This is a genomic window from Haloarcula sp. CGMCC 1.6347 (assembly GCF_037078395.1).
Lineage (GTDB): Archaea > Halobacteriota > Halobacteria > Halobacteriales > Haloarculaceae > Haloarcula > Haloarcula amylolytica.
The window spans coordinates 926,690-943,842 of record NZ_JAYMGX010000002.1; the positions used below are offsets into that span (position 1 = coordinate 926,690).

Sequence of the window (17,153 nt, forward strand, 5' to 3'; positions counted from 1 at the left end):
GAGGACGCCCCGACCCATCGATTCTATCGCGAACAATACGTGAGGAGCAGGGGTTTCTGTGACTTCGATTCCGGCCAGTCGCGCGCAACATCGTGGCCCAGATATCAGGGCATCTATCTCGATTGATAGTCGCCCGTAATCCATATATCCGGAGTGGTGGTAGTGCGTGGCATGATAGATGGCTCGACGTGTCCGGCCTGCAGCGGGCACGTCTCGACGACCAACGGCACTGAGTACGAATGCGACGACTGTGGCGAGACGTTCGACAGCGCGGACCTGTTCCTCCCGTAATCGGCGGTCGAACCGCCCGGTCGATCCCACAGAACCTGCGCCCGCTTTCGAAATGCTTTTTTCTACCCTCGTCATCGCTTGGAGTGCACGCCGCCTTAGCTCAGACTGGGAGAGCACTCGACTGAAGATCGAGCTGTCCCCGGTTCAAATCCGGGAGGCGGCACTCCTCTGAACCCGACCGCCGAGCGAAGCGAGCGCGGCGGGTTCTGTGAGTGGACCCCGAGCGGATTTGAACCAGACGAGTTGCAGCGCCGAGCGGAGCGAGGCGACCGTCTCGGCGTGGTTCACAATCCGGGAGGCGGCATTTTCCTGCGTACAAAATGAGCAGTGAACACAGCCCCAAGCAGATTTGAGCGAGACCAGAAAGGCACAGCGAGCATTTCAGGGCGTGGGTCACAATCCGAGAAGCGACATACCATCTTTTTCCAGTTCGTTAAAAGCGAACCACTCGTCGCAAAAAGTGGGGGAATAGCCGGACGGTCCCGCCGGTAGCGTCCGGTGAGACTGTAACGTACCTCGCTCGTCATGGTACGTGGGTTCTTTGTGACCGTGTCTACGCATCACCTGCTGAGGGGTGGGGGGACCCGAACATATTTGTACAGTGGAATCAGTGACGAAACAAGGTCATGGCCGGGGGTGATATTCAGTTCCATCCAGTCGTTGCGGCACTCTACGACCCCGTACAGTGGTACTTCGAGCGGTGTCAGGTTCCGGAGCATCGGGAGTATCTGGCGGCTGGACTGGACGGGACAGTTCTCGAAATCGGCCCCGGAACCGGGCCGATGCTGCCGTACTACGAGTCCGAGGCCGAGGGGACGGCATCGTTCCACGCCGTCGAGCCGGACCCGGGGATGTGGCAGCGGGCAGAGGAGAAAATCGCGGACGGCACAGTCGAGATGGCGCTGGTCAGTGGCCGCGGCGAAACGCTGCCTTACGGTGACAACACCTTCGACTACGTTGTCGAGTGTGGGGTGTGCTGTTCAGTACCGACTATCGATCCGATGCTCGCGGAGATTGCCCGAGTGCTCCGACCCGAGGGGGAGTTCCGGTTTCTGGACCACATCCGATCGGACGGGTGGGTTGGCCGGAGTCAAGACCTGTTGACGCCGCTGTGGCGCAGAATCGGCGGTAACTGCCACCTGAATCGGCGTCTTCGGCCGAAGATCGAGGCATCAGATCACCTTCAGTTGAGCGAGTGTACGACGCCGACGATTGGTATCTGGCCGATTCGCGAGTTCGCTCGCGGGACCGCGACGGCAGGCGACTAGGCGGCGACCGCTGCGTCGCCCCGGTCGGTTCGACACAGCCGCCGGAACAGGTAATTCCGTGGCGACGAGTGGCATGGGTATGACAGAGGAGCCAGCACACGAGCAGATGGAGCGCCACGCGACCCTGACCGACGAACTCGCGGCCCTCGGTGCGGAGCGGGACGCCGTCGCGGCGGCAGTACAGGACCGGCTTGCCGACGCGGTTTCGGAGGCGATAGCAGAAGCGGGCGCGAACGTCGGGAGTCTCGGGCAGTCCAAGGACGGCAAGCGGTTCCGATTCGAGGCGCGGCTCGACCGGGCGGCGCTGGTGGCGGCGGTGACGGAAGCGCTGCCGGACGGGTTCGTCGTCTCCCACGTCAACGAGGACGGGACGCTGAGCGTGGACTGGACCGGCGACAGCACCACGCCGTCGAAGCGGGAACACGGGGCCATCCTGAAGGCGATCATCGCAGAGGCGACAGAGACGGACAGCGACGGCTTCATCGAGTCCGTACCCAGCCGCGACCGCGTGCTGGCGCGGGCGGTGGAACTGGGCGTCGACGAGGGTGACGCGGCGGACCGTCTCAGTCGGCTGGCGACGCTGGACGTGGTTGACATCACCGACGAGGGGATATACCCCGACGAGAACTTCTCGCGGTACTAGCGGACCAGAGCGGGTGCCGGCCGACGGCAGACGGCAGGGACACGGGTGGCCGGCGTCGGCGTGACCGACGTTTATTACTTGATCCGGCCAGTGGTGTCAGACGAAATGGCAGTATTATCGACAGAAGACGAGGGGAAGTTCCTCATGGACGCACAGGGAGAGCAGATCGGCATCGTGACCGAGGTCGACCCGAAGGGACAGGTCGCGTACGTCGAGCCGGAGCCAGATCTCACCGAAGCCTGGGTGCAGGGGCTCGGGTTCGGTGACGCCGACGAGGACGATATCGAGGTCGCCGCCGACGCCATCGGAACGATCACTGACAGCGAACTGCGCGTGACTGTCGACCTGTAGTCACGCGACGGACTCGGGACGCTCGCCCACCACGAGCGTCCACCACTTGACGAACTGCGTCCGTTCGTAGAGGTCGAGCAGCCGCGCCGACACGTCCGACTCGGAGATGCTCGCGAGCATCAGCGGTGATCCGAGCGTCCGTTTCGCGATGACCTCGAACGAGCCGGAGACGAGGTCGGTGACGGCGGTCTCCGAGAGGTGGCCGTAGATATCGGTGTCCTCCTCCAGAAGCCCCAGCCGGAACGCGGCACCCTTGGTGAGCTTGCGGTACAGCCCCGGCGTTCCTTCGAGCAGGGCGACGCGGCCGCCGGGGCGGAGCACGCGGGCGGCTTCGCGAATGATTTCCGGGCGGTCCGCGGGCGGGACGTGATGGAGGAACCGGCGGCCGATGACGGCGTCGAAGGAGTCGTCGTCGAACGGCAGCGCGCGGGCGTCACCAGCCAGCGCCGGCTTGCGGACGGTTTCGGCGTTCGACGGCCAGCCTTCCAGTCCGACATCGGCGCGGGGATGCATATGCTGGCCGAACGCGAGTTCGAGCGTCCGGCCGGGCGGGAGCTGTTCGGCTAGTAGCTCGTCGTGTCGCTCGTAGATTCGGTGCAACAGCGGGTGTTTCCGGACGTTCCGCGGCCGCTCGACGATGGCGCCGTCCTGAACGTCCCAGGTCGCGTCGGACATATTACGGCCTCACAGCACGGAGTCCCCGGCGGTCGCACGAAACTATAGAGGCGATAATAGAGCGGCAGCTGACTAATACCGGAATAGCAGGTTTCTAAGGGCGTTCTCACTGGGACAGTCGTGTAACGTCGGCAGACAACAGCCGAAAAGCGAGTCTATTCGATTTCGATCCGGTTCGAGTCGTCGGCGTCGTCCGCGCGCGGCAGCGTTATTTCGAGAACGCCGTTGTGGTAGGTGGCGGTGATGTCGTCGTCCACGACCGGCTCGGGAACAGTGACCCGTTCGGCGACCCGTCGGCTGTGGCGGCGAGCGCTGTCGCTGGTCTCTTCAGCGACCGTGCTCTCGCCCTGGATGCTGAGGACGCCGTCCTCGAAGCGGACGACGAGGTCGTCGCGCTCGAAGCCCGGGAGGTCGACCATCACGGCGTATCCGTCGTCGGTCTCGTCGACGTGGAGGTTCGTGTCGATACCGGGCCGGCGGTGGCCGCTCCGGCGTACGTCCGTGGACGGTCGGTCGGTACGGCGTTCCGGACTGTCGTCCATCCGGTGTCTCGAATCGTCACCCATCCGGCGGCCCAAACTGTCGTCTGTCCAGCGACTCTGGCTGTCGTCCATCATCGACCGTCGCGTCTGTGCGAAGAGTCGGAGCATCGTCTCGAACGGATCGTTGCTGTGTGTCATAATCACCTTATATAGGCTAGTACTGATATTAACAGTTGCGTAACATGTGCTATCACAGGGAGACAGAAGCGCGTGCTCCGGGCAGACGCTCGACCGGGTCAAAAGTGCGTCATGGGCTACCGTAGCGGAACTGTTTTGGCAGGCGTACAGCTAGAACAGCCAGAGCAAACCGCCGAGTACCCGGTCCGTCGGTGGCCGGGCGACTGGACACGACACACACTATGGCAACCGATTCCGGCACCCGGATAGACCCTTCGGCCGACGAGGTATCGAACTACGACTACCAGAACGACCGCGTCGCTCGGTCGGGCCTCGTCGACGACCTAAAGACACGGATCGACGGCGAGGTCCGGTTCGACGAGTACTCGCGACAGTTGTACGCGACCGACGCCAGCCTCTACGAGGTGCTGCCTATCGGCGTCGTCTATCCGCGGTCGACCGATGACGTGGCCGCGGTCATGTCCTACTGCGCCCAGCGGGAGATTCCGGTCCTTCCGCGGGGCGGCGGGACGAGTCTCGCCGGCCAGACCGTCAACGAGGCCGTCGTGCTGGATTTCTCGCGGTACATGAACGACCTCGTCGAAGCGCGACCCGACGACCGGCGGGCGCGGGCCCAGCCGGGCATCAAGCTCGGCGACCTGAACGCGGCGCTGGCCGACCACGGGCTGAAGTTCGCGCCGGACCCCGCGTGGGGCGACAAGAGCGTGCTCGGCGGCGCTATCGGCAACAACTCCACCGGGGCCCACTCCCTGCAGTACGGCAAGACCGACGCCTACATCGAGGAGTGCGAGGTCGTCCTCGCGGACGGCACCGTCACGACCTTCTGTGAGGTCACGCGCGAAGAGTTGCGCGACCGAGCGGCCCCCGACGGTGACCTCGAAGGGCAGATTTACGCCGAAATCGAGCGGATACTCACGGAGGAAGGCGAGGAAATCACGAGCCACTACCCGGACCTGAAGCGCAACGTCTCGGGGTACAATCTCGACTGGGTTCTGGAAGACGCGCAGGACGGGACCGTCAACGTCGCCTCGCTGCTGGCCGGCAGCGAGGGGACGCTTGCTATCGTCACGGAGGCCGAGGTGTCGCTGGAGCCGATTCCCGAGACCAAGTCGATGGCCCTGCTCGCCTACGAGGGGCTCATCGAGGCCATGGAAGACGTTTCGGACATCCTCGAACACGACCCGGCGGCCGTCGAGGTGCTTGACGACGTGCTCATCGACCTGGCCCGGGACACCGCCGAATTCGAGGACGTGGTCGGCATGTTGCCCGAGGGGACCCGCACGGTGCTCATCGTGGAGTTCTACGCCGACGACGCGGAGAGCGGCCGGCGGAAGGTCGCTGACCTGCTGGCGGACCGGACAAACGGCATCGACTCGGTCGCGGACCCAACAGATGGCCGGACCGTCGTCGACGCGCCGGTGCGGGCGTTCGACGCCATGGAGGCCCACGACGAGGCCAAACGCGAGAAGTTCTGGAAGATGCGCAAGTCCGGCCTCCCCATCCTGCTCTCGCGGACGACCGACGAGAAACACGGCTCGTTCATCGAGGACACCGCCATCCCGCCCGAGAACCTCCCGGAGTACGTCGCTGACTTCCAGGATATCCTTGAGGAACACGACACCTTCGCCTCCTTCTACGCCCACGCCGGTCCCGGCGTCCTCCACATCCGGCCGCTCATCAACACCAAGTCGGTCGAGGGCGTCGAAACCATGGAGTCCATCGCCGACACGGTGACCGACCTCGTCGTCAAGTACGGCGGGAGCGTCTCCGGCGAACACGGCGACGGCCGCGCCCGCACGCAGTGGAACGAGAAGCTCTACGGTGCGGACCTCTGGGAGACGTTCCAGGAACTCAAATCCGCGTTCGACCCCGACTGGCTGCTCAACCCCGGCCAGGTCGTCGGCGTCGACGCGGGCGAGGTCGAGTCCGGCACAAAACCGGAGCGGGCGCGTACGGTCGACATGACCGAGAACCTCCGCTTCGACCCGGCGTACGAGTTCGACGCCGGCTTCGACCCCGCACTGGAGTGGGACAACGACAACGGGATGCAGGGGATGGTCGAACTCTGTCACGGCTGTGGCGGCTGTCGCGGCCCGCAGGAGACCACCGGCGGCGTGATGTGCCCGACCTACCGCGCATCCGAGGAGGAGATGACGACGACCCGCGGGCGCGCGAACATGCTTCGGCAAGCGATGAGCGGTGACCTTCCGGACGACCCCACGGACGAGGAGTTCATGCACGAGGTGCTCGACCTCTGTATCGGCTGCAAAGGGTGTGCGAAGGACTGCCCGAGCGAGGTTGACATGGCGAAGCTCAAAGCCGAAGTGACCCACGCGTACCACCAGGAACACGGGTCCAGCTTCCGGGACAAGGTGTTCGCCAACGTCGACTCGCTGGCGGGGTTAGGCAGTGCCTTCGCGCCGCTCTCGAACCTCGCGACGAAGGTGCCGGGCGCTCGGACCGTTCTGGAGAAGACGGTCGGTATCGCCACGGACCGCACACTCCCGAGCTTCCAGCGGACGACGCTGCAGGACTGGTTCGACGAACGCGGCTCGCAGGTCCCGGCGGACGAAGCCGAGCGGCAAGCCCTGCTGTTCCCCGACACGTACACGAACTACAGCCACCCCGAGGTCGGGAAGGCCGCCGTCCGCGTGCTCGAAGCCGCTGGCGTCCACGTCGAGTTGGCCGACCGGACCGACAGCGGGCGACCGGCCCACTCGAAGGGCTTTCTGGACCAGTCCCGAGCGACCGCGCGGGACAACGTCGACGCGCTCGTGCCCGCAGTCGAGGAGGGCTGGGACGTGGTGCTGGTCGAACCGAGCGACGCCGTGATGTTCCAGTCGGACTACCTGGACCTGCTGTCGGGCGAGGACGTGGAGACGCTCGCGGCCAACGCCTACGGCGTCTGTGAGTACCTCGACACCTTCCGGCTGGACAAGGGGGCCGACTGGGACACGCCGGGCGAGACGCTGACCTACCACGGCCACTGCCACCAGAAGGCGACGAAGAAAGACCACCACGCCGTCGGCGTCCTCCGGCGGGCCGGCTACGATGTCGACCCGCTCGATTCGGGCTGTTGTGGCATGGCCGGCTCCTTCGGCTACGAGGCCGAGCACTTCTCGATGAGCAAGGCCATCGGTTCGATCCTGTTCGACCAGATCGGAGAGAGCCGCGGCGACACCGTCGTCGCGCCCGGTGCGTCCTGTCGCACGCAACTGGACGACTGGGACGAAAGCGACGGCGAACCGCCCCATCCGGTGGGGAAACTCGACGCTGCCTTAGCCTGAGTCGGTCTCGCCCGGTTGGCGAACCGCCTGAACGATTCCGACGGTCTGGCCGACCAGCGCAAGCCCGATGCCGGCGAGCAGCGCGGTTTCCGCCGGCGGGAACAGCGCGCCGGCGTAGACCGCCCCACCGAGAACGCTCAATACTGCTCCGGCCGTGTACGCCCGCTGGCCTGCTGGAACGCGCTTCCCGGTGTAGTAGAGGCCCACGCCCGGAACGACCATCCATCCCAGTATCGTCGTCGTCAGGAACGGGATCCGGAGCGGAGCGTAGAGTAAGCCGACGATACCGCCGACGGTCAGGAGGAGGCCGACGAGCAGAATGTCGCGCCAGACCCGGAGGACGCCCGTCTCCATCTCGTCCCACGAGAGAGCGGCGAAAGCGGCAATGAGGACGGCAGCGACGACGTGAAACACCAGCACCGTTCGGTCAGTGACCACATCGAGATGAGCCAGCCCCACGAGCAGCCACGCGAGCGGGATGAGTACGGTCGGGCCCTGTGCGCGCAAGCGAGGGAACATACGCCTCACTGTGCCTCCCACAATCAAGAAACGTCGGTCGTGCGGACTGGTGTCATGCCCGTGGGAGTTCGACGACGAAGTGTGCGCCGTCGAAGTCGGTGTCGGGGATGGTCGTGTCGGGTTTGCTGGCGGCGTCGGCGAGATAGATCTCGCCGCCGAAGCTCGTAACGAGCGTCTCGACGAGATGGAGTCCGCCACCGTGCGTGTCGCCCGCCCGCGGGTCGAAAACGCTGTCACACCGGTCGTCGGGAATCCCCGGCCCGTCATCGACGAGACGGTCCCGTGCGCCACGGTGCATAGTTACGATTGGGGTTCCGGCTGGTTCCATTCGGTTAGTGAGACGGTAAGACCGAACGTGACACCGGAGCGTCTCCAGCTAGATTGGAGAGACGACTGCGTATGTGGCATGCCAGTATTACACACTCCATAATCGCCAGACAGCGGCCGGATAGATCAGTTTCCCACCAGAGCATCGTACCGACACTGTTATCCGTGGTGCTGGCATCTCTTTGGTTGCAATGGCGAAAGGAACGGTTGATTTCTTCAACGACACTGGCGGTTACGGTTTCATCGACACTGAGGACGCGGACGAAGACGTCTTCTTCCACATGGAAGACATCGGCGGCCCGGACCTCGAGGAAGGACAGGAGCTCGAATTTGACATCGAGCAGGCGGACAAGGGTCCGCGCGCCAACAACGTCACACGGCTCTAACAATGGCGGAAGGCACTGTCGACTTCTTCAACGACACTGGTGGTTACGGCTTCATCGAAACCGACGATGCGGACGAAGACGTCTTCTTCCACATGGAAGACGTCGGCGGCCCTGACCTCGAAGAGGGGCAGGAAGTCGAGTTCGACATCGAGCAGGCGGACAAGGGTCCGCGTGCGACCAACCTCACGCGACTGTAAGACGGCTTCTGTCTACAGTCTAGCACTATAATCACTTGTCAGCGGTCGCGGTGTAGCGTACACGGCAGTGTCGCTGGCATGCACATAACTCACGACGAGCGACGGCGCTCGCCGAGACACGTCACGACGTGATCAGTGGCGACGCCGCCCGATAGACGATCTCCATCGGCAGCCCCGCCGCATCTCGCGGCGGCTCGGGCGGCAGCGTGTACAACTCCCCGTCGCCCGGCTGTGCTGTGTACGCGAGAGCGACGGCGTCCAGCACATCGTGAACGGCTACCGCCGCGCCGCCGGTCGCTTCGGCGGCTTTCTGGACCGTCGGGGCGGCGTCGCGGTCGTAGTGGGCCAAAACCCGCATCCGCTCGGCGTATCCCCCGGCGGTGCGCTTCGAGTAGCTAAGCGGCTCGCCACCGAAGGCTCGAAAACAGACCTCCGGGTGGGATTCCCGGATGGCTGCGGCAGCCTCGGGCAGTTCCTGCAGGAGTTCGTCGACCCGGGCGAGGCTGTCGCTGCGTGCGAACGCCCGCTCGGAGAGTTTCTGTCCGGTCTTGCGCTTGTGGACGCGGTTGGCCGTCGAGTAGCGCTGTTTCCGGGTCGCTTCTCGTACCGGCGGCGTGCGAACCGCCGCGCTCCGCTCGCCGAGCACCGACCGGGCGAGTTCGTCACACCGGCGGTCCGGATCACCGGATTCCACGAGCCCAATCGGCACTCCGACCAGAATCAGCCGAGCGCGCTCCTCGTACGCTGACCAGCACTCGCCGATACTGTCGAACACCGATGCGTGGTCGAACCCGTCGCCGGTGAGCGCCACAGCGACCCAGGACTCGTCGCTCCGGTCGACACCGACGTACAGCGGTTCCGCCATTATCGATACTCGTTCGGATAGGCGCAAAAGTGTATCCCGAGGTGTTCGTTGTCCAACCGGTCCAGCACCCGAGCTATCGGCCGCGGCGCAGACTGTTCCGGCGGCTGTTCGTTACGACTGCCCGAACTTCGTGAGTTCCTTGAGCGGCACTAGCCGGTGTTCCATCGCCGGCTTCGTGTAGCCGGCGGATTCCTCGGAGACACCGCTTGTGAACACCAGCAGCTTCTGTTGGAGGACGTGCGGTACGCCGTCGTTGTCCCGGATGATGTCGACCGAGCGCCACGCTTCGTCTTCCATGCGTCAGAGTCACACACTGCTGCTACCTGTCTCTTTCCCCGTCAGGAGTCCGGCCCGACGAATATCGTCCGGAGCCGCGCACCGCAGTCCGGACAGCACAGCGTCTGCCAGCGGTCGTTGTCGAGGTCACCGAACGTCTCCCGGCGGACCGCCTCATCGACGGTGACCGACCGGCCGCAGGTGTCACACTCCTCAGCCATGCGTCAAGGTTGGCTGGCCACGGACAAAACCCGCTCGCCCACAGGCATTTAGCCGGTGCAAGCGTGGGGCCGGATATGGACGGCGTCGTACTCGCTGCCGGCGAAGGGACGCGGATGCGACCGCTCACTGCGGACAAGCCGAAGGGACTGGTCGAGGTGGCCGGAAAGCCGCTGCTGACACACTGTTTCGACACGCTGCTGTCAGTCGGCGTCGACCGCCTGGTCGTCGTCATCGGCTACCGCGGCGATGACATCGTAGCTCGCTACGGTGAGCGGTATCGGGACACCCCGATAGCGTACGTCCGGCAGGACGAACAGTTAGGACTGGCCCACGCGCTCGAACAGGCCCGCTCGGCCGTCGACGGGACCTTCGTCGTGCTGAACGGCGACAACGTTTGCCGGGCAAATCTCGACGGGGCCATCGAGCGCCACCGCGAGACCGACGCCAGCGCGACGCTGCTCGTCGAGGACGTGTCGCGGGCCGAAGCCAAGACGACCGGTGTCGTCACGACGGACGACGAGAACCGGGTGACCGGTCTCGTCGAGAAGCCGTCGGACCCGCCGTCGACGATGGTCACGCGAGGCTTTTTCGTGTTCGAGCCGGCCGTCGGCCACGCCTGCGCGCTGACGCGACCTTCCGAGCGGGGCGAGTACGAACTCCCCGACGCAATCGACCTGTTACTGAGCGCCGGCCACCGCGTCGAGGCGGTCGAACTCGACGGGTGGTGTCACAACGTCAACGAACCGAGCGACATCGACGCGGTCGAGGAACGGCTCGGCTGACGGCATCGACCGCTGCCAAGCGAAACAGCGCACGGACGCGGCGACGGAACATCGAAGGAGCGTCACCCCAAGACAGGGGTATGACAGCCGTTCGGCCGCTGGCGCTCGTCGCACTTGCCGCGGTCGTCGCACTGGCGGGCTGCGGTGCGTTTTTCGGTGGTGGCGACTCGGCAGGGTCGGAAGCGACGATAACGCCCGCCGACGTGCCGACGGACGAGACGCGAGCAGTCGAGACGACAGGCGAGGGGAGCTACTGGGGCAACGTCTCCGTCGACACCAACAGATCGGCGGTGACACAGCCGCGGGTCCTCGAACTGCGACCGAACTGCGAGCGGCCGCCGGCGCTGGTCGTCCACATTCAGGTGCTGGCGCTCCAGAACAACGACCCGGCGACGAACGAGGGCATCAACACGACCTGGCAGTTCGCGTCGCCGTCGAACCGGGACCTGACGGGACCGTATTCGAACTTCGTCCGGACTATCGAAAGTGGGTTCGAGCCGCTCCTGAACGCGACAGGCGTGCGGTACGGACCGCTGGACCGCGACGGCGACACCGCGTCACAGCCAGTGACGGTCGTCGATGGGAACGGAACGACGACGAGCTACCAGTGGACGGTCGAAAAGCAGACCGAAGCGCCCTACGAGGGGTGCTGGATGACGACGGGCGTCGCGCCAGCTTAGCCTTCCATCCCGCTGAAGGAGAGGCCGCCCTCGATGTAGCGCTGGGCGAACAGGTACGCCAGCATGATCGGCGAGGCGAAGGTGAGCGCGAACGCGGAGAACCGCGCCCACGGGATGGAGTACTCGTCGACCATTGCGTACAGGCCGACCGGCAGCGTGTAGTTCTCCGTCCCCAGCAGGGTCTGTGCGACGACGAACTCCGTCCACCCGGTAAGGAAGACGAAGATGAACACCGTCGCCAGCCCGGCGGTCGACATCGGGATGATGACCTCGGTGACGACCCGCCACGGCGGCGCGCCGTCGACGACGGCGGCCTCCTCGTAGGAGACCGGGATGCCGTCCATGTACGTCTTCAGCAGCCAGGTGTTGAACGGCACGGCAGTCGCCGCGTAGTACACCGCAAGCGCCAGTTTGCTGTCGTTAATGCCGAACTGGACGTACAGCGCGTACATCCCGATGAGCAGGGCAACGCCGAGACCGCCTCCGACCTGTGTCATCAGGACGTAGAGGAACAGGATCTTCCGGCGGAAGAGGAACTCTCGCCGCGAGAGGGCATAGGCCGCCGGAATGATGAGCGACATCGCGATCAGCACGGTGGGAATCGCCACCATGAGGCTGTTCCAGAGGAAGTGCTTGAACTCCGAGGGGCGGTCGACGCCGTAGTCGGACGCGTCGAGAATCTCGATGCCCGGCGTCTGGAACACGAAGGCAAGGTCGGTGAACGGGATGGCGGCGGAGATCGAGTACGACGGCACGATGAGGTCACCGATAACCCAGATGAACGGTTTGACCGTCGGATTAGTGGGAAACAGCGAGAAGCTCTCGGACGTGTACAGCGAGCTTCCGGAGCCGGAGAGGGCCGCCATCAGAATCCAGTAGATCGGGAAGAGCAGTGCCAGCACGACCAGCGTCGCACCGATGGTCGAGAGAATGACCTTCAGGACTTCGGACGCGGGCAGTTCGCCCCGACGGACGGCCTGTACGGTGTAGGACCACTTGCGGACCGTCCGCGCGGGCATCGTCGCGAACGTCTTGATGTCGTTGCCGAGCTTTCTGGCGATTGCACCGAGGAGCATTAGTCGTTCACCCCGTCGGCGAGTTTGCCTTTCTTGACGTTGAGCCACATGAACGCGCCGATGAACACGAGCGCGATGATGCTGATGGCCGCACCGCGGCCGTACTGCTGGAACGACAGCGCCTCACGATAGCCGTAGACGACGATGAGTTCGTTCGCCCGTGCCGGGCCGCCCTGGTTGAACACGAACGGGATGAGGAACTGCTGGAACGACGCCGCGGAGGTCAGAATCGACGCGAACAGTACTGGCCGTTTGATCGACGGCAGCGTGATATGAGCGAAGCGTGCGAGGAACCCCGCGCCGTCGACGACGGCCGCCTCGTGGAGTTCTTCGGGCACGTCCTGGAGTGCGCTGACGGTGATGATGACCATGAACGGGTACGCCAGCCACGCCTCCGTGACGTTGTACGCGACGAAGGCGGTCCAGCGGCCCGAGAGCCACGCGACCGAACTCGCCCCAAACGCGGTCAGCAGTTGGTTCATCAGCCCGAATTCGGCGGAGCTGAAGATGCCGCGCCACACCGTGATGGTGAAAATCGGCGGCAGGCCCATCGGGAAGATGATGAGCGAGCGCAGGACGCGCTTGCCGCGGACGAGTTCACTGGTCACGATAAGCGCGATGGCCAGGCTCGCCCCGATTTTGAGCGTGACGCTCGTAGCGACGAACAGCCAGGTGACGCCGAAGGAGTTCCAGAACTGGCCGTCGGTCAGCACGTCGGCGTAGTTCTCTAGCCCGACGAACAGCGCGTCGCCGAACGTGAGCACGGCGACGACGCCCTCGCCGGCGAACAGGTTCGCCGGATCTGCGTTCGTAAACGAGATTCCCAGCAGGTACAGCACCGGGAACAGCATGAACGCCGAGAAGACGAACAGCCCCGGGAGCACTAGCAGTAACGACGCGTCGTCCCGCGTCAGAAACGGGACCGACTCGATGCGGTCCGCCGCCCGTGAAACCGTACTCATGGGCGTTTCTCACTCCCAGTTGCTGCGGATTTCCTCGGCGGCGGTTGTCAGCGCATCCTCGGCGCTCGCGTCGCCGTTGAACGCCTCGATGAGGGCGTTCTCAAGCGGCGACCACACCTTGTTCATGCGCGGGTCGGTCGGCATCGGGACCCCCTGGCTGACGGTCTGGGAGTACGTCTGGACGTGGTCGGGGAGTTCGTCGCTGCCGACGAGGCTGTCGAGCACCGGAATCGCGCCCTGCTCCTGAGCGAGTCGCGTGGCGTGGTCTTCGTTGGTGGCGAACCACTCGACGAAGTTCCGGGCGGCCGTGGCGTCGGCTCCGCCCTCGCTCATCGCGTCCGCGAAGTACCACATCGAGATGCCGGTGTACGGCGTCGCTTCGCCGCCGTCGATGGCAGGGAACGTCGCCACCTCGTAGTTCACGTCGCTCTGGTTCAGCGTCGGCAGGTACCACGGCCCGTTGACCGCGAAGGCGGCGTTCCCCTCCGAGAACGTCGCGGCCTGCGGTTCGTAGTTCGGGTCGTCGGGCATGTACGGACGGAGGGTGTCGAGCGCGAACTGGAGCCCTTCGATGGCTTCGTCGGCATCCAGCCCGAGCACCGGGTCCTGCTCGGGGTCGAAGTAGTAGCCGCCGAAGGCCTGTATCCAGCCGCTCGTGAAGTACGGGTCGAACGGCGCGGCGAGGCCGTATTGGCTCTTGTCGGGGTCGTGGTACGCCTCCATCGCCGCCACCATGTCGTCGATGGTCTCGGGCGCTTCGTCGACGATGTCCGCGTTGTAGATGAGCGTCACCGTCTCCGCCGAGTGCGGGAGGCCGACGACGGCGTCGTCGAACTGGACGGCGGAGGCGGCGGCGTCCGTGAACTGGTCGAGGCTCACGGAGAGTTCCTCGGACTGGTCGACGACGAACTCCCGCTGGTAGTAGTCGCCCACCCAGTCGTGTGCCCACTCGAAGATCTCCGGCCCCTGCCCGGCCGGAATCGCGCTCGTGGTCTTCTTTTCCATGTTGGAGATGTCCGAGCCCTCGACGCCGAACTCCGTCTCGCTCGCGAACGACTCCATCGCGGCCTCGCGTGCGGGTATCTCCGAGTCCTGAAGCTGGTACCACGCCGTCGCGGTCCCGCCGGACTGCTGACTCCCGCCGCCTGACCCATCGCCGTCACCGGAAGCCGTTTCCCCCTCCGAGCCGCCACTGCCCTGCTCTTGCACACTACAGCCAGCCAAGGCCGTAGCCGCCCCGACACCGCCGATCCGTTTGAGCACCGTCCGTCGTTCCATTGTCATGGATAGATATGGGATGAAATAGTCCTTCATAACTTAAATCATTCGGAAATAGAAGGAGACAATGATGATAGATTTCGAGAATCGGCGTGGAGTCGCTTCTCCGTGTATCGGTTTTCAGCAAACTGGGTGCGGTAGAACAAACGAAGTAATATTCTTTCTAAAATTCAGCGCGAAACGTAACACTCACAGTACCGACCCTGTACCGTAGGCGTATGCACCATCCAGGCCCGCCACGGTTCGCCACCGTCGGCGAATCGGTCGAACTGGCCCCGCGTCAGCCCGACCCCGGCATGGCTGCCGAGTGGCGGTTAGTCGAGCGGCCAGCGGCGAGTACGGCAGCGCTCGGCGACGGCCCGGTCTGTCACCTCGAACCCGACGTGCCGGGCGTCTACCGAGCGGCGGTAACCGCACCGGACGGCACACACGAGCAAGTCGTCCGGGCGTTCCCAAGCATCACCGAGACGGCCCGGTTCAGCGTCACGGCGGCGGACTTCGACTGCGACGGCGGTACCGACGACCTCGCCGTCGCCGACCGCGCCATCGTCATCGGGAAGTTCAACGATTTCACGATGGGCACCCACTGGGCCGAGCGCGACGGCGACGAGTGGGTCATCGAGACAGAACTCCCGCCGGGGACCCACCACGCCATCTTCAGTTTCGACGGCTCCTTCGAATCGACCGCGACCGACGAGGTCACTGTCGAGGGACCGGGACGCCCACGAGTCGAACTCACCAGTCAGACGGAGGACGGGGGCCTCGTCGTCTCCGCGGACGCCCGCGCGGCCCCGTCGGGGAGCGAGCCGGAGGTCGAATTCTATCTCGACGGCCGCGACACGCTGGAAGAGTCGGCTGTGACCATCGGCAGCGACGAACTCCGGGTACCACACGAAGCCCTACCCGAAACGACCCGGATTCACGCCGTCGCCGTCGCTGAGCGCCACAGCGTCGCGGACACGCTGGTCGTGGAACGCGACAGTGGAACCGGAAACGCGACCGCAGACGGCACAGTGACCGTGTCACGGCCCGCCGACCCGCCGGACTGGGCCGGTGACGCCACCATCTACGAGATATTCGTCCGGTCGTTCGCCGGCGAAACCGTCGACACGAGCTTCGAGGCCATCGAGCAGCGGGTCCCGTACATCGAGTCGCTGGGCGTCGACGTGGTGTGGCTCACGCCCGTCCAGGCGAGTCCGACCCGGCACGGCTACCACATCACTGACTTCTTCGACACCGCCACAGACCTGGGAACACGCGAGGAGTTCGAATCGCTGGTCGACCGGCTCCACGACGCGGGGATTCGGGTCGTCTTCGACCTGGTCATCAACCACAGCTCGCGGGACCACCCGGCCTTCCAGCTCCACCGGGCCGGTGTCCCCGAGTACGCCGACCACTACGAGCGAATCCCGGCGTCACAGGACGTCTCCGATATCGACTGGGCTGGCGAGGACGCGCCGGGCTACTACTTCAACTGGACGCGAATCCCGAACCTCAACTACGACTCGCTCGCGGTGCGGCGCTGGATGCTCGATGTGGTAGACGAGTGGCGCGACGTGGTCGATGGGTTCCGCTGTGACGTCGCCTGGGGCGTGCCACACGGGTTCTGGAAGGAAGTCCGGGAGCGGGTGAAAGCCGACGACCCCGAGTTCCTGCTGCTCGACGAGACGGTCCCGCGCGACGCTGCCTTCGCCGAAAACGAGTTCGACGTCCACTACGACACGGACCTGTTCGACACGCTCCGGGACATCGGGACCGGCGAGGAACCGGCGTCGGCGCTGTTTGAGGCGCTCGACGCGACGGTCGAACACGGCTACCCCGACCGCACGGCGCATATGCGATACGTCGACAACCACGACGAGGACCGCTATCTCGACGAGTGCGGGGCCGCGTCACTGCGGGCGGCCGTCGGGGCCACGTTCACCCTGCCTGGAACACCCATGATATACGCCGGCCAGGAACGGGGCGTCGAACAGCAGCGCGGAACGATGCGCTGGCACGACGGCGACAACGCACTGACCGACTTCCACCGGCGACTGGCGGCCCTCCGAGCGGACCACGCCGCACTGCGCTCGCCCGGGATACGCCCGGTTCCACACACCGTCGAAACGGGCGATGCGGACAGCATCGTCGCGTACGAGCGCACCGACGGCGATGAAAGGCTCGTGGTCGTGCTACACTTCGGCGACGGCACGGCGACCGTCTCGCTCGACACTCCAGTCGGGGACACCAACCTTCTCAGCGGCGACCCGGTCGATAGCGGCGGGGCGGTCGAGGTCGGAGATGTCGTCGTGATACCGCCGGCGAGCGGTCACTGACGGCACTCAGTTTCACGACCGACTGAACTTTGCTAGAACTTCTATGAAAAATCCCATCAAACTTATTAGC

Annotated in this window: 19 protein-coding genes and 1 tRNA gene; 10 read left to right on the forward strand and 10 right to left on the reverse strand. The window is 65.0% G+C overall.

All coding sequences use genetic code 11. The features are described from left to right. Window positions 1-380: 380 nt before the first annotated feature. From VI340_RS13205 to VI340_RS13220, 4 genes are all read left to right on the forward strand, one after another. Window positions 381-454 (forward strand) — tRNA-Phe (locus VI340_RS13205). 463 nt (window positions 455-917) lie between these two features. Further along, window positions 918-1,559 (forward strand): class I SAM-dependent methyltransferase, encoded by a 642-nt coding sequence (locus tag VI340_RS13210; RefSeq protein WP_336358513.1) that lies wholly within the window; start codon window positions 918-920, stop codon window positions 1,557-1,559. 73 nt (window positions 1,560-1,632) lie between these two features. Further along, window positions 1,633-2,202, forward strand: coding sequence for a hypothetical protein (locus VI340_RS13215; protein ID WP_336329361.1), 570 nt, complete (start codon window positions 1,633-1,635; stop codon window positions 2,200-2,202). A gap of 105 nt (window positions 2,203-2,307) precedes the next feature. After that, window positions 2,308-2,553 carry a hypothetical protein gene (locus VI340_RS13220; protein WP_008307653.1) on the forward strand — a complete coding sequence of 82 codons (246 nt, stop codon included), beginning with the start codon at window positions 2,308-2,310 and terminating at the stop codon, window positions 2,551-2,553. Here VI340_RS13220 and VI340_RS13225 read toward each other — a convergent pair whose 3' ends face one another. Next, window positions 2,554-3,228 (reverse strand): class I SAM-dependent methyltransferase, encoded by a 675-nt coding sequence (locus VI340_RS13225; RefSeq protein WP_336358514.1) that lies wholly within the window; start codon window positions 3,226-3,228, stop codon window positions 2,554-2,556. Window positions 3,229-3,383: 155 nt separating this feature from the next. Further along, a complete protein-coding gene (locus VI340_RS13230) occupies window positions 3,384-3,908 on the reverse strand; it encodes an Hsp20/alpha crystallin family protein (RefSeq protein WP_008307650.1) in 525 nt (174 codons plus the stop codon). 221 nt (window positions 3,909-4,129) lie between these two features. On the opposite strand from VI340_RS13230, the gene VI340_RS13235 reads away from it, so the two are divergent. Further along, window positions 4,130-7,195, forward strand: coding sequence for an FAD-binding and (Fe-S)-binding domain-containing protein (locus tag VI340_RS13235; RefSeq protein ID WP_336358515.1), 3,066 nt, complete (start codon window positions 4,130-4,132; stop codon window positions 7,193-7,195). Here VI340_RS13235 and VI340_RS13240 read toward each other — a convergent pair. Both VI340_RS13240 and VI340_RS13245 read right to left on the reverse strand, forming a co-directional pair. Then, complete coding sequence (locus tag VI340_RS13240; RefSeq protein ID WP_008307647.1) at window positions 7,187-7,714, reverse strand: hypothetical protein; 528 nt, start codon at window positions 7,712-7,714, stop codon at window positions 7,187-7,189. The two genes, VI340_RS13235 and VI340_RS13240, sit on opposite strands and share 9 nt — an antisense overlap. A gap of 52 nt (window positions 7,715-7,766) precedes the next feature. Beyond that, on the reverse strand, window positions 7,767-8,012 hold the full coding sequence (locus VI340_RS13245; protein WP_336358516.1) for an ATP-binding protein: 246 nt from the start codon (window positions 8,010-8,012) through the stop codon (window positions 7,767-7,769). 220 nt (window positions 8,013-8,232) lie between these two features. On the opposite strand from VI340_RS13245, the gene VI340_RS13250 reads away from it, so the two are divergent. Both VI340_RS13250 and VI340_RS13255 read left to right on the forward strand, forming a co-directional pair. After that, window positions 8,233-8,427: a cold-shock protein gene (locus tag VI340_RS13250; protein ID WP_004515390.1), complete on the forward strand. Its 195-nt coding sequence runs from the start codon at window positions 8,233-8,235 to the stop codon at window positions 8,425-8,427. A gap of 2 nt (window positions 8,428-8,429) precedes the next feature. Next, a complete protein-coding gene (locus VI340_RS13255) occupies window positions 8,430-8,624 on the forward strand; it encodes a cold-shock protein (protein WP_004515391.1) in 195 nt (64 codons plus the stop codon). A gap of 121 nt (window positions 8,625-8,745) precedes the next feature. On the opposite strand, the gene VI340_RS13260 is transcribed toward VI340_RS13255, so the two are convergent. The 3 genes from VI340_RS13260 to VI340_RS13270 form a co-directional block, all read right to left on the reverse strand. Next, complete coding sequence (locus VI340_RS13260; protein ID WP_008307640.1) at window positions 8,746-9,489, reverse strand: DUF429 domain-containing protein; 744 nt, start codon at window positions 9,487-9,489, stop codon at window positions 8,746-8,748. A gap of 111 nt (window positions 9,490-9,600) precedes the next feature. Next, on the reverse strand, window positions 9,601-9,786 hold the full coding sequence (locus VI340_RS13265; RefSeq protein WP_008307638.1) for a hypothetical protein: 186 nt from the start codon (window positions 9,784-9,786) through the stop codon (window positions 9,601-9,603). A 41-nt stretch (window positions 9,787-9,827) separates the two neighbouring features. Beyond that, on the reverse strand, window positions 9,828-9,986 hold the full coding sequence (locus VI340_RS13270; protein WP_008307637.1) for a hypothetical protein: 159 nt from the start codon (window positions 9,984-9,986) through the stop codon (window positions 9,828-9,830). Between the two features lie 75 nt (window positions 9,987-10,061). Between VI340_RS13270 and VI340_RS13275 the strand changes: the two genes are divergently transcribed. Both VI340_RS13275 and VI340_RS13280 read left to right on the forward strand, forming a co-directional pair. Beyond that, a complete protein-coding gene (locus VI340_RS13275; RefSeq protein ID WP_336329367.1) occupies window positions 10,062-10,769 on the forward strand; it encodes a nucleotidyltransferase family protein in 708 nt (235 codons plus the stop codon). Between the two features lie 80 nt (window positions 10,770-10,849). Further along, window positions 10,850-11,449: a DUF4864 domain-containing protein gene (locus VI340_RS13280; protein WP_008307633.1), complete on the forward strand. Its 600-nt coding sequence runs from the start codon at window positions 10,850-10,852 to the stop codon at window positions 11,447-11,449. Here VI340_RS13280 and VI340_RS13285 read toward each other — a convergent pair. The 3 genes from VI340_RS13285 to VI340_RS13295 are packed head-to-tail and all read right to left on the reverse strand — an operon-like array spanning window position 11,446 to window position 14,771. Then, the gene (locus VI340_RS13285) at window positions 11,446-12,525 is read right to left on the reverse strand and encodes a sugar ABC transporter permease (RefSeq protein WP_008307631.1); all 1,080 of its coding nucleotides are present in this window, start codon (window positions 12,523-12,525) and stop codon (window positions 11,446-11,448) included. The genes VI340_RS13280 and VI340_RS13285 overlap by 4 nt on opposite strands. Then, window positions 12,525-13,487 carry a carbohydrate ABC transporter permease gene (locus VI340_RS13290; RefSeq protein ID WP_336358517.1) on the reverse strand — a complete coding sequence of 321 codons (963 nt, stop codon included), beginning with the start codon at window positions 13,485-13,487 and terminating at the stop codon, window positions 12,525-12,527. The genes VI340_RS13285 and VI340_RS13290 overlap by 1 nt, the downstream gene beginning before the upstream one ends. 9 nt (window positions 13,488-13,496) lie before the next feature. Then, the gene (locus VI340_RS13295) at window positions 13,497-14,771 is read right to left on the reverse strand and encodes an extracellular solute-binding protein (RefSeq protein ID WP_336358518.1); all 1,275 of its coding nucleotides are present in this window, start codon (window positions 14,769-14,771) and stop codon (window positions 13,497-13,499) included. Window positions 14,772-14,983: 212 nt separating this feature from the next. Here VI340_RS13295 and VI340_RS13300 point away from each other — a divergent pair, with 212 nt between their 5' ends. Then, the gene (locus VI340_RS13300) at window positions 14,984-17,083 is read left to right on the forward strand and encodes an alpha-amylase family glycosyl hydrolase (protein WP_336358519.1); all 2,100 of its coding nucleotides are present in this window, start codon (window positions 14,984-14,986) and stop codon (window positions 17,081-17,083) included. Window positions 17,084-17,153 lie beyond the last annotated feature (70 nt).